Source organism: Metapseudomonas cellulosilytica (assembly GCF_049334135.1).
Classification (GTDB): Bacteria; Pseudomonadota; Gammaproteobacteria; order Pseudomonadales; family Pseudomonadaceae; genus Metapseudomonas.
In genome coordinates, this window is sequence record NZ_JBHZGN010000005.1 from 188,964 (window position 1) to 206,706 (window position 17,743).

The window sequence follows — 17,743 nt, forward strand, 5'->3', positions numbered from 1 at the left end:
TAGGAGACTGCTTTGTTTTTCGAACGCCCTGGTGGTGGTGAACGGGCCATCCTGGTTCACCTGGAAGGTCAAGATCCCGAGGCGCGCGAAGACCCGCAAGAGTTCCTGGAGCTTGCACGTTCGGCCGGTGCGGATACGGTGGCATTCGTCTCCGTTACCCGCCACCAGCCAACGGCCAAGTACCTGATCGGCAGCGGCAAGGTCGACGAACTGCATGACTTGGTCAAGGCCGAAAAGGCCGAGCTGGTCATCTTCAATCACACCCTCACGCCGAGTCAGGAGCGCAACCTTGAGCGCGCCTTCGAGTGCCGGGTGCTCGACCGTACCGGCCTGATTCTCGATATCTTCGCCCAGCGCGCCCGAACCCATGAGGGCAAGCTGCAAGTCGAACTGGCCCAGCTCAATCACATGAGCACGCGCCTGGTGCGGGGCTGGACCCACCTTGAACGCCAGAAAGGCGGTATCGGTCTGCGTGGCCCGGGTGAAACCCAATTGGAAACCGACCGTCGTCTGCTGCGTGTACGCATTCGTCAGATCAAGCAGCGCCTGGAAAAGGTCCGCAGTCAGCGCGAGCAGGCACGCCGTGGCCGCAAGCGCGCCGACATCCCGGCAGTCTCCCTGGTCGGTTACACCAACGCCGGCAAGTCCACCCTGTTCAATTCGCTGACCACGTCCGAGGTCTACGCGGCCGACCAACTCTTCGCCACGCTCGACCCTACTCTGCGCCGGCTGGAGTTGGATGATCTGGGGCCGATCGTGCTGGCGGACACCGTAGGCTTCATTCGCCACCTGCCGCACAAGCTGGTAGAGGCCTTCCGGGCTACCCTTGAAGAATCCTCCAACGCCGATCTCCTGCTGCATGTGATCGATGCCCATGAGCCCGAGCGCATGGCGCAGATCGAGCAGGTGCTGGCGGTGCTGGGCGAGATCGGTGCCGAGGGCCTGCCTATGCTGGAGGTCTACAACAAGGTGGACCTGCTGGAAAACGTCGAGCCGCACATCCAGCGCGACGGAGACGGCAAGCCCGAGCGGGTCTGGCTTTCGGCGCGCGACGGGAATGGCCTCGAGTTGCTGGAGCAGGCGGTGGCCGAGTTGCTGGGTGAGGACCTGTTCGTCGGTACCCTGCGCCTGCCGCAGCGTTTCGGTCGGTTGCGGGCGCAGTTCTTCGCAATGGGTGCCGTGCAGACCGAAGAGCACAACGAGGTCGGCGACATCCTGTTGGCGGTGCGTTTGCCGCGCGTCGAACTGAACCGGCTCGTCAGCCGCGAGGGTTGGCAGCCGAGCGAGTTCCTCGAGCAACACACTTTGCAATAAAGCCCGTTTAGGTGATTTTGCCGCGGGCCGCGGGCTTGGGTAGCATGGGCGGGCGCGCCGTGGGCGCGTCTTTGCTTTATCAGTATGGAGAGCGCTATGGCTTGGAACGAGCCGGGTGGCAATTCGAATAACCAGGACCCCTGGGGTGGGCGCCGTGGCGGCGACCGCAAAGGGCCACCGGACCTGGACGAAGCCTTCCGCAAGCTGCAGGACAGCCTGAATGGATTGTTCGGCAGCGGCAAGAAACGTGGCGGCGGTGACGAAGGCGGCGGCAGATCGGGCGGTTTCGGCCTGCTCGGCATCGGCCTGGCCTTGCTTGCCGTGGTCTGGTTGTACAGTGCGGTTTATGTGGTGGACGAGCAGGAGCAGGCCGTGGTGCTGCGCTTCGGCAAATACTACGAGACCGTCGGTCCCGGCCTGAACATCTATTTCCCGCCGATCGACCGCAAGTTCCAGGAGAACGTCACCCGCGAGCGCGCCTATAGCAAGCAGGGTCAGATGCTCACCGAGGACGAGAACATCGTCGAAGTGCCGCTCACCGTCCAGTACAAGATCAGCAACCTCCAGGACTTCGTGCTGAACGTCGATCAGCCCGAGGTCAGCCTGCAGCACGCCACCGAAAGCGCCCTGCGCCATGTGGTCGGGTCCACCGAAATGGACCAGGTGCTGACCGAGGGTCGCGAACTGATGGCCAGCGAGATCAAGGAGCGCCTGCAGCGCTTCCTCGACAACTACCGCACGGGTATCACCGTCACCCAGGTCAACGTGCAGAGCGCGGCTGCCCCGCGTGAAGTGCAGGAAGCGTTCGACGACGTAATCCGCGCCCGCGAAGACGAACAGCGTGCCAAGAACCAGGCCGAGGCCTATGCCAATGCTGTGGTGCCCGAGGCTCGCGGCCAGGCTCAGCGCATCATCGAGGATGCCAACGGCTACCGCGATGAAGTCGTCTCCCGCGCCCAGGGTGAGGCCGACCGCTTCAGCAAGCTGCTCGTCGAATACCAGAAAGCACCGGAAGTGACTCGCCAGCGCCTCTACCTCGAAACCATGCAGGACGTGCTGGCCAACACCAGCAAGGTCTTGATTTCCGGCAAGGAAGGCCAGAGCAACCTGCTTTACCTGCCGCTGGACAAGATGATCGACAACCGCGGTGGCAGCGCCGCGCCGGCGGCTCCAGCCGCATCGGCCACCACCAGCGGCAGCGACCTCGGTTCGCGCGTCGCCACTGACTTGCAGCAGCGCAATCTGCGTTCCAGGGAGAGTCGCTGATGAGCAATAAATCGCTGTTTGCCCTGATCGGCGGCGTGGTGGTGGCCCTGCTTCTGTGGAGCAGCCTGTACATCGTGTCGCAGACCGAAAAGGCCGTGCTGCTGCAGTTCGGTCGCATCGTCGAGGCGGACGTGCAGCCCGGCATTCACTTCAAGATTCCGTACGTCAACCAGGTGCGCAAGTTCGATGCCCGCCTGCTGACCCTGGACTCGCCGACCCAGCGCTTCCTCACTCTGGAGAAGAAGGCGGTGATGGTGGACGCCTACGCCAAGTGGCGAGTGGCCGATGCCGAGCGCTTCTACACTGCCACCTCCGGCATGAAGCAGATCGCCGACGAGCGCCTGTCCCGTCGTCTCGAGGCGGGCCTGCGCGACCAGTTCGGCAAGCGCACCCTGCACGAGGTGGTATCCGGCGAGCGGGATTCGCTGATGGCCGACATCACCGCGACCCTGAACCGCATGGCCAGCAAGGAGCTGGGCATCGAGGTAGTGGACGTGCGTGTGAAGGCCATCGACCTGCCGAAGGAAGTGAACCGCAGCGTGTTTGAGCGGATGAGCACCGAGCGTGAACGTGAGGCCCGTGAACACCGCGCCAAGGGTTCGGAGCTGGCCGAGGGTATTCGTGCCGATGCTGACCGTCAGCGCCGCGTTCTGCTGGCCGAGGCCTATCGCGAGGCCGAGGAGACCCGCGGTGATGGCGACGCCAAAGCGGCGGCGATCTACGCCAAGTCCTACGGACAGGACCAGGAGTTCTATGCCTTCTACCGTAGCCTCCAGGCCTACCGCGAAAGCTTCGCCAACAAGAGCGACGTGATGGTGCTGGACCCCAATAGCGAGTTCTTCCGCTATCTGGACAAGGCCGCACGCTGAATCAGTCACCCCGGCGGACGCTCATCGTCCGCCGGGGTGACCGCCAAGGAAAACGTGTTATCATGGGTCAGCCGGGAAATCCCGGCTTTTTTGCGTCCGCGGGAATCATGTGGCAGGAACTCGGCATTGCGTTTTGTCTGATGCTGGTGCTGGAAGGCATCCTGCCCTTCCTCTATCCGCGCCGTTGGCGCACCGCGGTACTTGGGTTGGCGGAGTTCAAGGACCGCCATCTCCGCCTGATGGGCCTGTCCAGCATGTTGCTGGGGACTGGCCTCCTGTATCTGCTTCACTGATGGCTTGCCGCCCGGCTGAGAGGGGATTGGCGAAATGGCAACGGTAGATCGCTGGCTGCTGCCAGACGGTATCGAAGAAGTACTGCCGCCCGAGGCGGCACGCATCGAGGCAGCCCGCCGCCAGGTGCTGGATCTGTTCCAGCGTTGGGGCTATGACTTCGTGGTCACTCCGCACATCGAATATCTCGAGTCTCTGCTGACCGGTGCCGGTCAGGACCTCGACCTGCGTACCTTCAAGGTGACCGACCCGCAGTCGGGCCACCTGATGGGGTTCCGCGCCGACATCACGCCGCAGGTGGCGCGTATCGACGCCCACACCCTGCGCCGCGAAGGCCCGAACCGCCTGTGCTACGCCGGCAGCGTGTTGCATGCACAGCCGCGTGCGCTGTCCACGTCGCGCAGCCCGATCCAGTTGGGCGCTGAGCTTTATGGCGACGCCAGCCCGGCCAGCGATGTGGAAGTCATCAGCCTGATGCTGGAAATGCTCGAGCTGGCCGCGGTGCCGGACGTGCACATGGACCTCGGTCATGTCGGCATCTACCGTGGCCTGGCCACGGCCGCCGGCCTTTCCGGCGAGGTTGAACGCAGCCTGTTCGATGCCTTGCAGCGCAAGGCGGTGGATGAGGTCGCCGAGCTCACCGACGACCTGCCCCACGAACTGGCGTCCATGCTCCGCTCGCTGGCCGAGCTCTGCGGCGGCCGCGAGGTGCTGGACCTGGCCCAGGGCGTGCTGATGGATGCGCCCACCGAGGTGCACCGCGCCCTGGATGAGCTGATCGCCATCGCCGATGCGCTGGAGCTGCGTTATCCCGAGCTGCCGCTCTATTTCGACCTGGGCGAGCTGCGCGGCTACCACTATCACACTGGCGTGGTGTTCGCCGCGTTCGTGCCGGGCGTCGGGCAGTCCATCGCCCAGGGCGGTCGCTACGACGACATCGGCGCCGACTTCGGTCGTGCCCGTCCCGCCACTGGTTTCTCCACTGACCTGAAGACCCTGGTGACCCTGGGCAGCATGGTGCTGGATCAGCCAGTGCCCGGCATCTGGGCGCCCGACAGCCACGACCCTTACCTCTGGTATGAGGTCAAGCGCCTGCGTGCCGATGGTCAGCGCGTGGTGCAGGCCCTGCCGGGGCAGGAAGTGGCAAGTGCGCGGGAGGCCGATTGCGATCGTCAGCTGGTCCTGCTTGAGGGGCGCTGGCAGGTGGCGGCGTTCTCCTAGGAAGTGGTTTCATGGTTGGCGCTGATGGGCCGGCCACTCACGAGTTTCCGTGTTTTCCGCCGGCGGTTGCCGGCATCGAGCTTCTGCGAAGAGGACAAGTGTTATGGGTAAGAATGTCGTAGTCCTGGGCACCCAGTGGGGTGATGAGGGTAAGGGCAAGATCGTCGATCTGCTGACCGACCAGGCTGCCGCCGTCGTGCGTTACCAGGGTGGCCACAACGCTGGCCACACCCTGGTGATCGATGGCGAGAAGACCGTGCTGCACCTGATCCCGTCCGGCATCCTGCGCGAGAACGTCGAGTGCCTGATCGGCAACGGCGTGGTCGTGGCGCCCGATGCGCTGATGCGCGAAATCACCAAGCTGGAAGAGAAGGGTGTGCCGGTGCGTGAGCGCCTGCGCATCAGCCCGGCTTGCACCCTGATCCTGCCGTACCACGTCGCCCTGGACCAGGCGCGTGAAAAGGCCCGTGGCGATGCCAAGATCGGCACCACCGGCCGCGGCATCGGCCCGGCCTACGAAGACAAGGTGGCCCGTCGCGGCCTGCGCATCGGCGACCTGTTCCACCGCGAGCGCTTCGCCGCCAAGCTGGGCGAGTTGCTGGACTACCACAACTTCGTCCTGCAGCACTATTACAAGGAGCCGGCGGTCGACTTCCAGAAGACCCTGGACGAGGCTCTGGCCTATGCCGAGCTGCTCAAGCCGATGATGACCGACGTCGCCGCGCGCCTGCACCAGCTGCGCAAGCAGGGCGCCTACATCATGTTCGAAGGCGCCCAGGGCTCGCTGCTGGATATCGACCACGGCACCTACCCCTACGTCACCAGCTCCAACACCACCGCTGGCGGCACCGCTACCGGTTCCGGCTTCGGCCCGCTGTATCTCGACTACATCCTGGGTATCACCAAGGCCTACACCACCCGCGTGGGTTCCGGTCCCTTCCCGACCGAACTGTTCGATGACACCGGTGCCTACCTGGCCAAGCGTGGCCATGAATTCGGCTCCACCACCGGCCGTGCTCGCCGTTGCGGCTGGTTCGACGCCGTTATCCTGCGTCGCGCCATCGAGATCAACAGCCTCTCCGGCCTCTGCCTGACCAAGCTGGACGTGCTGGACGGTCTGGAAACCATCCGCATCTGCACCGGCTACAAGGGTGCCAATGGCGAGCTGCTGGACGACGCGCCGACCGACGCCGACAGCTACATCGGCCTGCAGCCGGTCTACGAGGAAATGCCGGGCTGGAGCGAGTCCACCGTCGGCGCCAAGAGCCTGGAAGAACTGCCGGCCAACGCCCGCGCCTACATCAAGCGCGTGGAAGAGCTCGTGGGTGCGCCCATCGACATCATCTCCACCGGCCCGGACCGTAACGAGACGATCATCCTGCGTCACCCCTACGCCTGAGTCGTCTGACTCCCCCGAAGGGCCGCCCAGTGCGGCCCTTCGTCGTTTTCGGGGACGAAAAATCCGCACTGCCGGTCGGCACGCACCTTGCTGCACTTCATAAATCCACGTTGTTGCCGTTACAGGGGTAACGGTCATGAAGGAGCCGCAAGTCGTGTCAGCCATCCTGTCATTGTTGCAAAGTCGTTTGCTGCGTCCGGTCTTCCTTGCCTTGGGGTTGGCCCTGCTGGCGCAGGTGGTGGTGGCCGTCGTCCTGACGCGGGGCACGGTGAATTCCCTGGTCGATGAACTCGGCGTACGCCTGGGTGGCGACACCCAGCGCCTGGCCGGTGACCTGGAGCAGGCCGGGGAGGAGGTTTCGGGCAGCCTGGGCGCGCTTTCCGCGAAGACCCGCGAACGCCTGGGCGTCGCCTTGAGCGAGCGACTCCAGCAGGAGCAGGGTCAACTGCGCCAGACGCTGGAGCAGAATCTCAAGGAGTCGGCCAACGATCTCGCCCAGTTGCTCGCGGCCGTCGCGCCGCGTGCCATGTGGGACAACGACATCCCCACCCTGTCCGACTTCGCTCGCCGTGCCCAGCGCAATCCCAATGTGCTTTTTGTCGTCTACGACGACGCCAGTGGCCAGCACCTGACCCGCTACCTCAATCGCGAGAACCCGCAGATCAAGGCCCTGCTGGCCAAGGGGCAGGGTGAGCGGGCGCTGGACAAGGTTCTGCATGCGGCGGCCGGCGACCCCGCCGTGTACCTGGTCGAGGCGCTCATCAGTCCCAACGGCGTGGAGATCGGCAAGGTGCGCATGGGTGTGTCCACCGCAATGGTGGAGCAGCAGTTGAAGGCCCTGGACCAGCGCTTCTCCAGCCTGATCGCCAGTGGCGGCGAACTGGTGGGACAGAGCCTTGCCGGTGCCGCCACCGAGAGCAGCGCGGCCCTGACTGCGCGCTTGCAGTCGGCACGTGAGGTGGCCGGCAACATGAGCACTGGCACCCGCCTGGCGGTTGAGGAAGCAGCGGGCGAATTGCGCTGGCGCATCGGCCTGGGATTGGCGCTTGTTGGCCTGGGCGTGCTGCTGGTGCTGGCCGTGGTGCTGGGGCGGCGGGTTGTGGCGCGCCTGCGCCTGTTGATCGCCGCCCTGAACGATCTGGCTGCCGGGGAGGGCGATCTGACCCGTCGGGTGCAGCTGGATAGTGGCGACGAAGTGGGTGAGATGGCTGCCGCGGTGAACCGTTTCGTCGACAAGCTACAGCCCATAGTTCGCGAGGCGGGCGATGTGGCTTCGCGTACCGGGGTGGAGATCGAGGCGTTGTCCCGACGCAGCCAATCCGCCGAGGCTGCGGCCCATCGTCAGCGCAGCGAAGTGGAAGGCAGCCTGAGTGCGCTGGCCAATATGGTGGACGAGGCTCGCTCCGAAAGTCAGGCGATGCAGGATGCCTTGCGCCAGGTGGGTGAAATCCGTCAGGCCGCCCAGGACAATGCGGCGATCGCGCGTAAGGTGGGTGGATTGATCGGGGTCCTGGAGGAGCGGGTGCAGAATGGCTCCGAAGTGATCGAGCGGTTGGCGCGGCAGAGTGAGCAGATCGAGATGGTGCTGTCGGTGATTCATGGCATCGCCGAGCAGACCAACCTGTTGGCGCTGAATGCCGCCATCGAAGCTGCTCGGGCGGGGGAGAGCGGGCGCGGTTTTGCGGTAGTGGCTGACGAGGTGCGGGCGCTGGCCAGCAAGACTCAGCAATCCACGGGGGACATCCAGGAGCATATCGTCGCCTTGCAGACCGGTGCGCGTGAGGCGGTGTCGGCAATTTCCCAGGCCCGTCAGCGAGCGGTGGAGGGGCTGGAGGCGCTGCGCGACAGCGAGCGGCTGCAGCAGGGTGTGCAGCAGGCGGTGGAGCAGGTCCATGGTGCGGTCCAGGCTGCGGCTCGTGCCGCGGAACACCAGGCGGCGGGTGCCGACGGCGTGCGTGGCCGGGTGGATGTGATCCATACGCAAGCCCGACTCGCGGCGGAAGCCGTCGCGGCGACGGCCAGCAGTGGGCGCGTGCTCGCCGGTCTGGCCGATCAGCTAAAGGCCAGCCTGGGTCAGTTCAGGGCGTAGTCGATGCGGGGAGCGGGGGCGGGGCGCAGGCCCGGCCCCCTGATCTGGCCGTGAGCGCGGGGAATGCGAAGGCCAGAAAGCACAAAGCCGAGCAGAGCTCGGCTTTGTTGAAGAGTGGTGCCCAGGAGAAGACTCGAACTTCCACGGTGTTGCCACCGCTAGGACCTGAACCTAGTGCGTCTACCAATTCCGCCACCTGGGCACATTGCGATGATCGCTCATCGACTTATACGGACTTCATCGAGGTAGTCGATACGGATCCGTACAATCCGTTTAACGCGAAACCGAGATTTTCGGCTCGGATTCTGAATAATGGTGCCCAGGAGAAGACTCGAACTTCCACGGTGTTGCCACCGCTAGGACCTGAACCTAGTGCGTCTACCAATTCCGCCACCTGGGCACTGGATGCGATGATTGCTCATCCGCTTCCTTCACAACGTCTCAGCGACGCTGTGGGCGCGAACTATACGAGCCGACTTTTGTGTTGTAAACCCCTGAGCGCGAAAAAAATTATTCTTCGGCCGAAGCTGACCGACAATTGGAATTCGCGCTTCAATAGACACATGGCAAATCCCTCTATATGGATAAAAAGGTGATCACCCCCTGATGGCCGATTGGCAGAACCTCGACCCCGAGGCCGCTCGCGAGGCGGAAAAATACGAAAACCCCATCCCCAGCCGCGAGTTGATCCTGCAGCGCCTCGATGAGCGCGGTGCCCCGGCCAGCCGGGAGCAACTGGTGGAGGAGTTCGGCCTGACCACGGACGAACAGTTGGAAGCCCTGCGCCGTCGCCTCCGCGCCATGGAGCGCGATGGGCAGCTTATCTATACCCGCCGCGGCACCTATGCGCCGGTCGACAAGCTCGACCTGATCTGCGGCCGCATCAGCGGACACCGCGACGGTTTCGGCTTCCTCATTCCCGACGACGGCAGTGACGACCTCTTCCTCAGCCCGGCGCAGATGCGCCTGGTATTCGACGGTGATCGCGCGCTGGCGCGGGTCGCCGGGCTCGATCGGCGCGGCCGGCGCGAAGGCGCGCTGGTGGAGATCATCGAGCGCGCCCATGAAACCCTGGTCGGACGCTTCTTCGAGGAAAGCGGGATCGCCCGCGTGGTCGCGGACAATCCGAAGATCCAGCAGGAGGTCCTGGTGCCCTCCGGCAAGCAGGGCGCCGCCAAGCACGGCCAGTTCGTCCAGGTGAAGATCGAGCAATGGCCGAGCAACTTCCGCCTGGCCCAGGGCGAAGTGGTAGAGGTGCTGGGCGACTACATGGCGCCAGGCATGGAAATCGAAGTCGCCCTGCGCAGCTACGACATTCCCCATGAGTGGCCCGCCGCCGTGGTCAAGGAAGCCGCCAAGCTCAAGCCCGAGGTGGCCGAGAAGGACAAGGAAAAGCGCATCGACCTGCGCGACCTGCCCCTGGTCACCATCGACGGCGAGGACGCCCGCGACTTCGACGACGCCGTCTACGCCGAGGCCCGCAAGGGTGGCGGCTGGCGCCTGATCGTCGCCATCGCCGACGTTTCCCACTATGTGAAGGTGGGCTCGGCGCTGGATGAGGAAGCGGCCAATCGCGGCAACTCGGTGTACTTCCCGGAGAAGGTCATCCCGATGCTGCCGGAGGTGCTGTCCAATGGCCTCTGCTCGCTGAACCCGCTGGTGGATCGCCTGGCCATGGTCTGCGACATGACCATCTCCCGCGCCGGCAAGATGACCGGTTACGAGTTCTACGAGGCGGTGATCCATTCCCATGCGCGGCTCACCTACACCAAGGTCAGCCAGTTCCTGGAAACCCCGGAGTCCACCGAGGCCAAGCTGTTCGCCGAACAGTTGCCGCATCTGGTCAAGCCGCTGGAGCAGCTCTACAAGCTCTTCAAGGTGCTGCTGGCGGCACGCCAGGTGCGCGGCGCCATCGATTTCGAAACCCAGGAGACGCGCATCGTCTTCGGCGCCGACCGCAAGATCTCCGAGATCCTGCCGACCCAGCGCAACGACGCCCACAAGCTGATCGAGGAGTGCATGCTGTGCGCCAACGTGGCCACCGCGCGCTTCTTCATGCAGCATGAGATCCCTGCGCTCTACCGCATCCACGAAGGGCCGCCCAGCGAGCGCCTGGACAAGCTGCGGCAGTTCCTCGCCGAGCTGGGCCTGTCCCTCAACCGTGGCAAGAGCGAGCCGACGCCAAGCGACTACCAGGCACTGCTGGAGAAGGTGCGCGAGCGTCCGGACTTCCACCTGATCCAGACGGTGATGCTGCGCTCCCTGAGCCAGGCGGTGTACAGCCCGGACAATCAGGGCCACTTCGGCCTCAATTACGACGCCTATACGCACTTCACCTCGCCCATCCGTCGTTATCCGGACCTGCTGGTGCACCGCGCCATCCGCGGCCTGATCCGCTCCAAGCGCGAGAGCGCCCATGTGCGACGCGCCGGCGCGGCGAGCATGCCCAAGGCGCGCATCTATCCGTACGACGAGCCGCGCCTGGCGCAGCTCGGCGAGCAATGCTCGATGACCGAGCGCCGCGCCGACGAAGCCACCCGCGACGTCACCAACTGGTTGAAGTGCGAGTACATGCGCGACCGCGTGGGCGAGACCTTCCCCGGCGTGATCACCGCAGTGACCGGTTTCGGCATCTTCGTCGAGCTGATCGACATCTATGTCGAAGGCCTGGTGCACGTCACGGCCTTGCCCGGCGACTACTACCACTTCGATCCGATTCACCATCGCCTGTCCGGCGAGCGCAGTGGCCGCAGCTTCCGCCTGGGTGACGAAGTGGAAGTCGTGGTGGCACGGGTCGACCTGGACGAACGCAAGATCGACTTCGAGCTTTCCGACAACGTCCTCACCGCGCCCGTAGGCCGCAAGCAGCGCGGTGCCGAAAAGCCCGTGCCGGCTAAAGCCAAGGCCAAGGTCGCCGAGCCCAAGGTGGGCAAGGGGCGTGGTCGTGGCGCCAAGGCTGCCGCGCGTGCCGCCGCCCAGGAGAAACCCTGGCATGAGCCGCAGGCCGCGGTGGCGCCGCGCCGTCAGCGTGCTGGCAAGGTCCAGGCACTGCCCGCCGTACCGCCGGAAATGCTCGCCCAGGCCGAGGAGATGCTTGGAAACACCGATGTGGACAGGAGTCGCGCCCTCAAGCAGGCCCTGCTGAGCGAGGCCCGGCAGGGTGCCAAGGCCAGCAAGGGCACGCGCCCGGCGCAGAAGGCCCTGGACAAGCCAGCCAGGGGTGATGAGAAGACCGCCACCCAGCCGCCGAAGAAGAAAGCCAAGGCGGCGAAGGCCAAGGCCGCCAGCAAACCCTCGAAACACCGTAAAGGGCCGCCGAAACCCAAGGCGCCCGGTAGCAAGGTCAAGAAATGAGCCAGTTGGAAAAGGTCTACGGCGTGCATGCCGTGGAGGCGCTGCTGCGCCACCACCCCAAACGCGTGAAGCAGCTGTGGCTGGCGGAAAGCCGGCATGATCCACGGGTCCAGGTTCTCCTCGACCTGGCCGGGCAGCACCGTATCGCGGTCGGCCACAAGGATCGCCATGAGTTGGACGAGTGGGCCGAAGGAGTCCACCAGGGCGTGGTGGCTGAGGTCAGCCCCAGCCAGGTCTGGGGCGAGAACATGCTCGACGAGCTGCTCGAACGCACGTCTGGCGCACCGCTGCTGCTGGCGCTGGACGGTGTCACCGACCCGCACAACCTCGGCGCCTGCCTGCGTACCGCCGATGCGGCGGGCGTACTGGCGGTGATCGTGCCCAAGGACAAGTCCGCCACCCTCAATGCTACGGTACGCAAGGTGGCCTGCGGCGCGGCGGAGGTCATGCCGCTGGTGGCCGTGACCAACCTCTCGCGCACCCTGGAGAAGCTGCAGAAGAAGGGGCTCTGGGTGGTCGGCACCGCCGGTGAGGCGGAGCAGGCGGTCTATGATCAGGACATGACCGGCCCCACCGTGCTGGTGATGGGTGCCGAAGGCAAGGGCATGCGTCGCCTGACTCGCGAGCATTGCGATTATCTGGTCAAGCTGCCCATGGCCGGCAGCGTCAGCAGCCTGAACGTCTCGGTGGCCACCGGCATCTGCCTGTTCGAGGCGGTCCGTCAAAGAAAGCTGAAAGCCTGAAGCCGGTGCAGGGGCGAATGAATTCGCCCCTGCAAGGCCCCGGCGCGCCTCCAGCTTTCAGCTGTTCAAATAATCGTCAATCTTTCTTGCGCGGCATTCGGGCCTTCTCTAGAATGTCGCCCCTTGCCGTGGGGGCAGGCTCGCGCACGTCCCCGGCCCGGCAAGCCAAAACGAGATATTCACTCCTTGCCTGACCACGACGTTGGCAGGCTACAACCCGTAAGGAGCATTTATGCGTCATTACGAAATCATCTTCCTGGTTCACCCGGACCAGAGCGAGCAGGTTGGCGGCATGGTTGAGCGCTACACCAAGCTCATCGAAGAAGACGGTGGCAAGGTTCACCGCCTGGAAGACTGGGGCCGTCGTCAGCTGGCCTACGCCATCAACAACGTTCACAAGGCTCACTACGTGATGCTGAACGTTGAGTGCAGCGGCAAGGCCCTGGCCGAGCTGGAAGACAACTTCCGCTACAACGACGCCGTGATCCGTAACCTGGTCATCCGTCGCGACGAAGCCGTCACTGGCCAGTCCGAGATGCTCAAGGCCGAGGAAAACCGCAGCGAGCGCCGCGAGCGCCGCGAGCGCGTTGAGACTGACGCTGCCGCCGAAGGCGATGACAGCGACAACGCTGACGAGTAATCCACGGATCTATTGAGGAGCCAAGTTCATGGCACGTTTCTTCCGTCGTCGTAAGTTCTGCCGTTTCACCGCTGAAGGCGTGAAAGAGATCGACTTCAAGGATCTCAACACCCTGAAGGCCTACATCTCCGAAACCGGCAAGATCGTTCCGAGCCGTATCACCGGCACCAAAGCCAAGTATCAGCGTCAGCTGGCCACCGCTATCAAGCGCGCCCGCTACCTGGCCCTGCTGCCCTACACCGACAGCCACGGCCGTTGATCTCGGTCGGTCGACCTAGGTAAGGGATAGATCGCAATGCGCGCTCTGGCTGAGTTCATCATGCGCGGTCGCACACAGGCCACCCTGGTGGTGGTAGGTGCGGCGGCCCTGCCAATGATGTTCTGGCTGAGCGCAGCCGCCGGCAGCCTGGTGCTGCTGCGGCGTGGTATGAACGATGCTCTCGGCATTGTCGCCTGGGCCCTGCTGCCAGCCCTTGGTTGGTGGTACTTCGGTGAGCCGCGCACCCTGATGGTGCTGCTCGGGGCGCTGGGGTTGGCCCTGGTGCTGCGTTCCAGCGTGTCCTGGACGCGGGTGCTGATGATCAGCGTGGCGCTTGGTCTGTTTTACGGCCTGGTGCTGGGCGCGGTGTTCCGCGAACCCATAGTCGCCATGGCGGACGAGCTGCAGAAGCTCATGCCGCAGGTGATGGGGGAGGTCTATTCGCAACTGGCGGATGACGAGCGAGCGCGTCTGGGAGCCATGGTCGCGCCGGTCCTGACCGGCCTGATCGCGGCGCTGCTGCAGCTGGTGAGCGTGCTGAGCCTGATGCTCGGCCGCTACTGGCAGGCAGCCCTGTACAACCCCGGCGGCTTCGGCAGCGAGTTCCGCGCGCTGAGGCTGTCGCCGGCACTGGCTTTCGGCCTGCTGGTCGCCATGCTGCTGGGCCCGAACCTGGGCCTCGAGCTGGCGATGCTGACGCCGATCTGCAGTGTGCCGCTGGCGGTTGCCGGCCTGGCCCTCGTGCACGGTCTGGCGAAGCAGGGCGGGCTGGCCGGTTTCTGGCTGGTGGGGCTGTACGTGTCGCTGCTGCTGTTCATGCAACTGATCTATCCGTTGCTGGTGGTTCTGGCCATCGTCGACAGTCTGATTGATTTTCGCGGACGCAAGGCGCGCAAGAATGGCGCCGGCCCTGCGAACGGTGAAGGTTAAAAGTTAAGAGGTAAGACCCAAATGGAAGTTATCCTGCTGGAAAAAATCGCCAACCTGGGCAACCTGGGCGACAAGGTGAATGTGAAGTCCGGCTACGGCCGTAACTACCTGCTGCCGCAAGGCAAGGCCACCGCTGCTACCGCCGAGAACGTCGCTGCGTTCGAAGCCCGCCGCGCTGAGCTGGAAAAGCAGGCCGCCGACAAGAAAGCTTCCGCCGAAGCTCGCGCTGCCCAGCTGTCCGAACTGGAAGTGAGCATCACTGCCAGCGCCGGCGACGAAGGCAAGCTGTTCGGTTCCATCGGCACCCACGACATCGCTGACGCCCTGACCGCCGCTGGCGTTCCGGTTGCCAAGGCTGAAGTCCGCCTGCCGAACGGCACCATCCGTCAAGTTGGCGAGTACGACGTTGCACTGCACCTGCACACCGACGTCGAAGCTACCGTCAAGCTGATCGTGGTAGCTGGCTAAGCAAGCCGTCGAAGTGAGCTTGCACTCAGGTGCCGGCTCGCTAACATCGGGCACGTCATTGCGGAAACGGTGACGTGCCCGATGTCTTTCCAGCCCAAGAATTTTCCGAGCCCATGAACGAAATCACCGCCCCGGAACAGTTCGACCTGCAGACCGCTTCCCTCAAGGTGCCGCCGCACTCCATCGAGGCCGAGCAGGCCGTCCTCGGGGGCCTGATGCTGGACAACAATGCCTGGGAGCGTGTGCTCGACCAGGTGTCCGACGGCGACTTCTACCGCCACGATCATCGGCTGATCTTCCGCGCCATCTTCAAGCTGGCCGAACGCAACATGCCGTTCGACGTGGTGACCCTGTCCGAGCAACTGGACAAGGAAGGCCAACTGCCCCAGGTCGGCGGCCTGGCCTACCTTGGCGAACTGGCGAAGAACACGCCTTCGGTCGCCAACATCAAGGCCTATGCCCAGATCATTCGCGAGCGCGCCACCCTGCGTCAGCTGATCGGCATCAGTACCGAGATCGCCGACAGCGCCTACGCGCCCCAGGGGCGCACCGGCGAAGAGATCCTCGACGAAGCCGAACGCCTGATCTTCCAGATTGCCGAAGCGCGGCCCAAGACCGGCGGCCCGGTGGGCATCAATGACATCCTGGTCAAGGCCATCGACCGCATCGACGAGCTGTTCAATGCCGGCGACGCCATCACCGGCCTGTCCACCGGCTTCACCGACCTGGACAACCTGACCAGCGGCCTGCAGCCAGCCGACATGATCATCGTCGCCGGCCGTCCGTCCATGGGTAAGACCACCTTTGCGATGAACCTGGTGGAAAACGCCCTGATGCGCAGCGACAAGGCGATCCTGGTGTATTCGCTGGAGATGCCCTCCGAATCCATCGTGATTCGTATGCTTGCCTCCCTGGGGCGCATCGACCAGACCAAGGTCCGCGCCGGCCGCCTGGACGACGACGATTGGCCGCGCCTGACCTCTGCGGTCAACCTGCTCAACGACCGCAAGCTGTTCATCGATGACACCGCCGGCATTTCTCCCTCCGAAATGCGCGCGCGTACCCGCCGTCTGGCCCGCGAGCACGGCGAAATCGGCCTGATCATGGTCGACTACCTGCAGCTGATGCAGATTCCCGGTTCCAGCGGCGACAGCCGGGTGAACGAGATTTCCGAAATCTCCCGCTCGCTCAAGGCCCTGGCCAAGGAGTTCAACTGCCCGGTGATTGCCTTGTCCCAGCTGAACCGGGGACTCGAACAGCGTCCGAACAAACGCCCGATCAACTCCGACTTGCGCGAATCCGGGGCGATCGAGCAGGACGCCGACATCATCCTGTTCGTGTACCGCGACGAGGTTTATCACCCCGAGACCGAATTCAAGGGCGTGGCCGAGATCATCATCGGCAAACAGCGTAACGGTCCGCTGGGAACTGCTCGGCTGGCCTTCCTCGGCAAGTACTCGCGCTTCGAGAACCTCGCGCCGGGCGCCTACCAGTTCGACGACGAATAAGCTCCAGATCAATGAACACGGGCGCCCAGGCGGTATGATGGGCGCCCGTTTTCGTTCATGAGCCCGTCTCAATGCGCCCGCTGATCGCCGCCATCGACCTTTCCGCCATCCGCCACAACTACGCCCTGGCCAAGCGCTGCGCGCCCGGCCGGCAGGCTTTCGCGGTGGTCAAGGCGAACGCCTACGGCCATGGCGTGCGCGAGGTGGTTGCCAGCCTGCGCGGCGAAGCGGATGGCTTTGCCGTCGCCTGCCTGGAAGAGGCCGCCGAAGTGCGCGCCCTGGACGACCTGGCTCGGGTGCTGCTGCTGGAAGGCTGTTTCGAACCCGCCGAGTGCCAACTGGCGGCGCAGCTGGGCCTGGATGTGGTGGTGCAGGGGCCGGAGCAGGCCGAGGCTTTGCTCGGTGCCGGGTTGTCACGGCCGCTGAACGTCTGGCTCAAGCTGGATTCCGGCATGCACCGGCTGGGCTTCGCCGCCGATGAGCTGCGGCGCTGGCACGCCCGCCTGCGCGGAGCCGCCCAGGTGGCCGAACTCAACCTGATCAGCCACTTCGCCTGCGCCGACCTGCGCGGGCACAGCCTCAACGACGTGCAGCTGGAAGGCTTCCTCGATCTGCTGGACCTCGATTTCGACCAGCGCAGCCTGGCCAACTCGGCGGCCATCCTGACCATGCCGGCCGCCCATATGGACTGGCTGCGCCCCGGCATCATGCTCTACGGCGCCTCGCCCTTTGCCGACCTCAGTGCCACCGACCTGGGTCTGAAGCCGGCCATGAGCCTCAGCGCGCAGCTGATCGCCGTGCGCGAGATCGCGGCGGGGGAAACCGTGGGTTACGGCGCCACCTGGGAGGCCGCCCGGCCATCACGCATCGGCACCGTCAGCTGCGGCTACGCCGACGGCTACCCACGCCACGCGCCCAACGGTACCCCGGTGGTGGTCAATGGCCGCCGCGTGCCGCTGGCCGGCCGGGTGTCCATGGACATGCTGGCGCTGGACCTGAGCGAGATGCCGGAAGCCCGTGTCGGTGACCCGGTGGAGCTCTGGGGCGCGCAACTGCCCGTGGATGAGCTGGCCCAGGCCTGCGGCACCATCGGTTACGAGCTGCTCACCAAGGTCACCGCGCGGGTGCCAAGGCGCTACCTGGCCTAAGGCCCACCCTGTGGGCGATTCCATATCAATCGGCGCGTAGGGTGGAAATCCCTTTGGGGATTTCCACCATCGGTGTCTTGCTTCGCCTCGCTGGTGGATAGAAAAGCGCTATCCACCCTACACGGCCCATGGGACTCGGCTCCCAGCGCGCCGAGACCTCCCTCACCCCCAGCCCCTCTCCCGAAGGGAGAGGGGAGCCTATCCGTGCCGGCTGGCCGCTTCTGCCTTTTCCTGTAGGGGCGAA

At 64.8% G+C, this 17,743-nt stretch carries 15 protein-coding genes and 2 tRNA genes; 15 read left to right on the forward strand and 2 right to left on the reverse strand.

Annotation, left to right across the window (positions count from 1 at the left end; genetic code table 11):
• Positions 1-12: 12 nt before the first annotated feature.
• From hflX to ACFW0H_RS08495, 7 genes are all read left to right on the forward strand, one after another.
• Positions 13-1,314: a ribosome rescue GTPase HflX gene (gene hflX / locus ACFW0H_RS08465; RefSeq protein WP_422913451.1), complete on the forward strand. Its 1,302-nt coding sequence runs from the start codon at positions 13-15 to the stop codon at positions 1,312-1,314.
• 96 nt (positions 1,315-1,410) lie between these two features.
• Positions 1,411-2,580 (forward strand): FtsH protease activity modulator HflK, encoded by a 1,170-nt coding sequence (gene hflK, locus ACFW0H_RS08470; RefSeq protein WP_422913452.1) that lies wholly within the window; start codon positions 1,411-1,413, stop codon positions 2,578-2,580.
• Positions 2,580-3,449 (forward strand): protease modulator HflC, encoded by an 870-nt coding sequence (gene hflC / locus ACFW0H_RS08475; protein WP_422913453.1) that lies wholly within the window; start codon positions 2,580-2,582, stop codon positions 3,447-3,449. Before hflK ends, hflC begins: the two co-directional genes overlap by 1 nt.
• A gap of 107 nt (positions 3,450-3,556) precedes the next feature.
• The gene (locus ACFW0H_RS08480; protein ID WP_044870772.1) at positions 3,557-3,742 is read left to right on the forward strand and encodes a DUF2065 domain-containing protein; all 186 of its coding nucleotides are present in this window, start codon (positions 3,557-3,559) and stop codon (positions 3,740-3,742) included.
• 34 nt (positions 3,743-3,776) lie between these two features.
• On the forward strand, positions 3,777-4,961 hold the full coding sequence (locus ACFW0H_RS08485) for an ATP phosphoribosyltransferase regulatory subunit (RefSeq protein ID WP_422913454.1): 1,185 nt from the start codon (positions 3,777-3,779) through the stop codon (positions 4,959-4,961).
• A gap of 103 nt (positions 4,962-5,064) precedes the next feature.
• Positions 5,065-6,360: an adenylosuccinate synthase gene (locus tag ACFW0H_RS08490; protein ID WP_422913455.1), complete on the forward strand. Its 1,296-nt coding sequence runs from the start codon at positions 5,065-5,067 to the stop codon at positions 6,358-6,360.
• Between the two features lie 154 nt (positions 6,361-6,514).
• On the forward strand, positions 6,515-8,449 hold the full coding sequence (locus ACFW0H_RS08495; protein ID WP_422913456.1) for a methyl-accepting chemotaxis protein: 1,935 nt from the start codon (positions 6,515-6,517) through the stop codon (positions 8,447-8,449).
• 115 nt (positions 8,450-8,564) lie between these two features.
• Here ACFW0H_RS08495 and ACFW0H_RS08500 read toward each other — a convergent pair.
• Both ACFW0H_RS08500 and ACFW0H_RS08505 read right to left on the reverse strand, forming a co-directional pair.
• Positions 8,565-8,651: transfer RNA gene (locus ACFW0H_RS08500), tRNA-Leu, on the reverse strand.
• Positions 8,652-8,762: 111 nt separating this feature from the next.
• Positions 8,763-8,849: transfer RNA gene (locus ACFW0H_RS08505), tRNA-Leu, on the reverse strand.
• Between the two features lie 206 nt (positions 8,850-9,055).
• Between ACFW0H_RS08505 and rnr the strand changes: the two genes are divergently transcribed.
• The 8 genes from rnr to alr all read left to right on the forward strand — a co-directional run bounded on the left by rnr (position 9,056) and on the right by alr (position 17,499).
• Positions 9,056-11,803 carry a ribonuclease R gene (gene rnr, locus ACFW0H_RS08510; RefSeq protein WP_422913457.1) on the forward strand — a complete coding sequence of 916 codons (2,748 nt, stop codon included), beginning with the start codon at positions 9,056-9,058 and terminating at the stop codon, positions 11,801-11,803.
• Entirely contained in the window at positions 11,800-12,546 is a 747-nt protein-coding gene (rlmB, locus tag ACFW0H_RS08515; RefSeq protein ID WP_422913458.1) for a 23S rRNA (guanosine(2251)-2'-O)-methyltransferase RlmB, read from the forward strand. Before rnr ends, rlmB begins: the two co-directional genes overlap by 4 nt.
• 232 nt (positions 12,547-12,778) lie before the next feature.
• Positions 12,779-13,186 carry a 30S ribosomal protein S6 gene (rpsF, locus tag ACFW0H_RS08520; RefSeq protein ID WP_422913459.1) on the forward strand — a complete coding sequence of 136 codons (408 nt, stop codon included), beginning with the start codon at positions 12,779-12,781 and terminating at the stop codon, positions 13,184-13,186.
• A gap of 28 nt (positions 13,187-13,214) precedes the next feature.
• The gene (rpsR, locus tag ACFW0H_RS08525) at positions 13,215-13,445 is read left to right on the forward strand and encodes a 30S ribosomal protein S18 (RefSeq protein WP_003452992.1); all 231 of its coding nucleotides are present in this window, start codon (positions 13,215-13,217) and stop codon (positions 13,443-13,445) included.
• Between the two features lie 36 nt (positions 13,446-13,481).
• Complete coding sequence (locus ACFW0H_RS08530; RefSeq protein WP_422913460.1) at positions 13,482-14,375, forward strand: YybS family protein; 894 nt, start codon at positions 13,482-13,484, stop codon at positions 14,373-14,375.
• Positions 14,376-14,396: 21 nt separating this feature from the next.
• Positions 14,397-14,843 (forward strand): 50S ribosomal protein L9, encoded by a 447-nt coding sequence (gene rplI / locus ACFW0H_RS08535; protein ID WP_422913461.1) that lies wholly within the window; start codon positions 14,397-14,399, stop codon positions 14,841-14,843.
• Between the two features lie 113 nt (positions 14,844-14,956).
• The gene (gene dnaB / locus ACFW0H_RS08540; protein WP_422913462.1) at positions 14,957-16,351 is read left to right on the forward strand and encodes a replicative DNA helicase; all 1,395 of its coding nucleotides are present in this window, start codon (positions 14,957-14,959) and stop codon (positions 16,349-16,351) included.
• Positions 16,352-16,422: 71 nt separating this feature from the next.
• On the forward strand, positions 16,423-17,499 hold the full coding sequence (alr, locus tag ACFW0H_RS08545) for an alanine racemase (RefSeq protein WP_422913463.1): 1,077 nt from the start codon (positions 16,423-16,425) through the stop codon (positions 17,497-17,499).
• Positions 17,500-17,743: the final 244 nt, after the last annotated feature.

Excerpts from the sequence above, each read along its gene's own strand:
- dnaB (WP_422913462.1), top strand. The coding sequence starts at position 14,957 with ATGAACGAAATCACCGCCCCGGAACAGTTCGACCTGCAGACCGCTTCC.
- rpsR (WP_003452992.1), top strand. The coding sequence starts at position 13,215 with ATGGCACGTTTCTTCCGTCGTCGTAAGTTCTGCCGTTTCACCGCTGAA.
- ACFW0H_RS08530 (WP_422913460.1), top strand. The coding sequence starts at position 13,482 with ATGCGCGCTCTGGCTGAGTTCATCATGCGCGGTCGCACACAGGCCACC.
- rplI (WP_422913461.1), top strand. The coding sequence starts at position 14,397 with ATGGAAGTTATCCTGCTGGAAAAAATCGCCAACCTGGGCAACCTGGGC.
- ACFW0H_RS08490 (WP_422913455.1), top strand. The coding sequence starts at position 5,065 with ATGGGTAAGAATGTCGTAGTCCTGGGCACCCAGTGGGGTGATGAGGGT.
- rlmB (WP_422913458.1), top strand. The coding sequence starts at position 11,800 with ATGAGCCAGTTGGAAAAGGTCTACGGCGTGCATGCCGTGGAGGCGCTG.
- ACFW0H_RS08480 (WP_044870772.1), top strand. The coding sequence starts at position 3,557 with ATGTGGCAGGAACTCGGCATTGCGTTTTGTCTGATGCTGGTGCTGGAA.
- ACFW0H_RS08485 (WP_422913454.1), top strand. The coding sequence starts at position 3,777 with ATGGCAACGGTAGATCGCTGGCTGCTGCCAGACGGTATCGAAGAAGTA.
- hflK (WP_422913452.1), top strand. The coding sequence starts at position 1,411 with ATGGCTTGGAACGAGCCGGGTGGCAATTCGAATAACCAGGACCCCTGG.
- rpsF (WP_422913459.1), top strand. The coding sequence starts at position 12,779 with ATGCGTCATTACGAAATCATCTTCCTGGTTCACCCGGACCAGAGCGAG.
- hflC (WP_422913453.1), top strand. The coding sequence starts at position 2,580 with ATGAGCAATAAATCGCTGTTTGCCCTGATCGGCGGCGTGGTGGTGGCC.
- rnr (WP_422913457.1), top strand. The coding sequence starts at position 9,056 with ATGGCCGATTGGCAGAACCTCGACCCCGAGGCCGCTCGCGAGGCGGAA.
- alr (WP_422913463.1), top strand. The coding sequence starts at position 16,423 with ATGCGCCCGCTGATCGCCGCCATCGACCTTTCCGCCATCCGCCACAAC.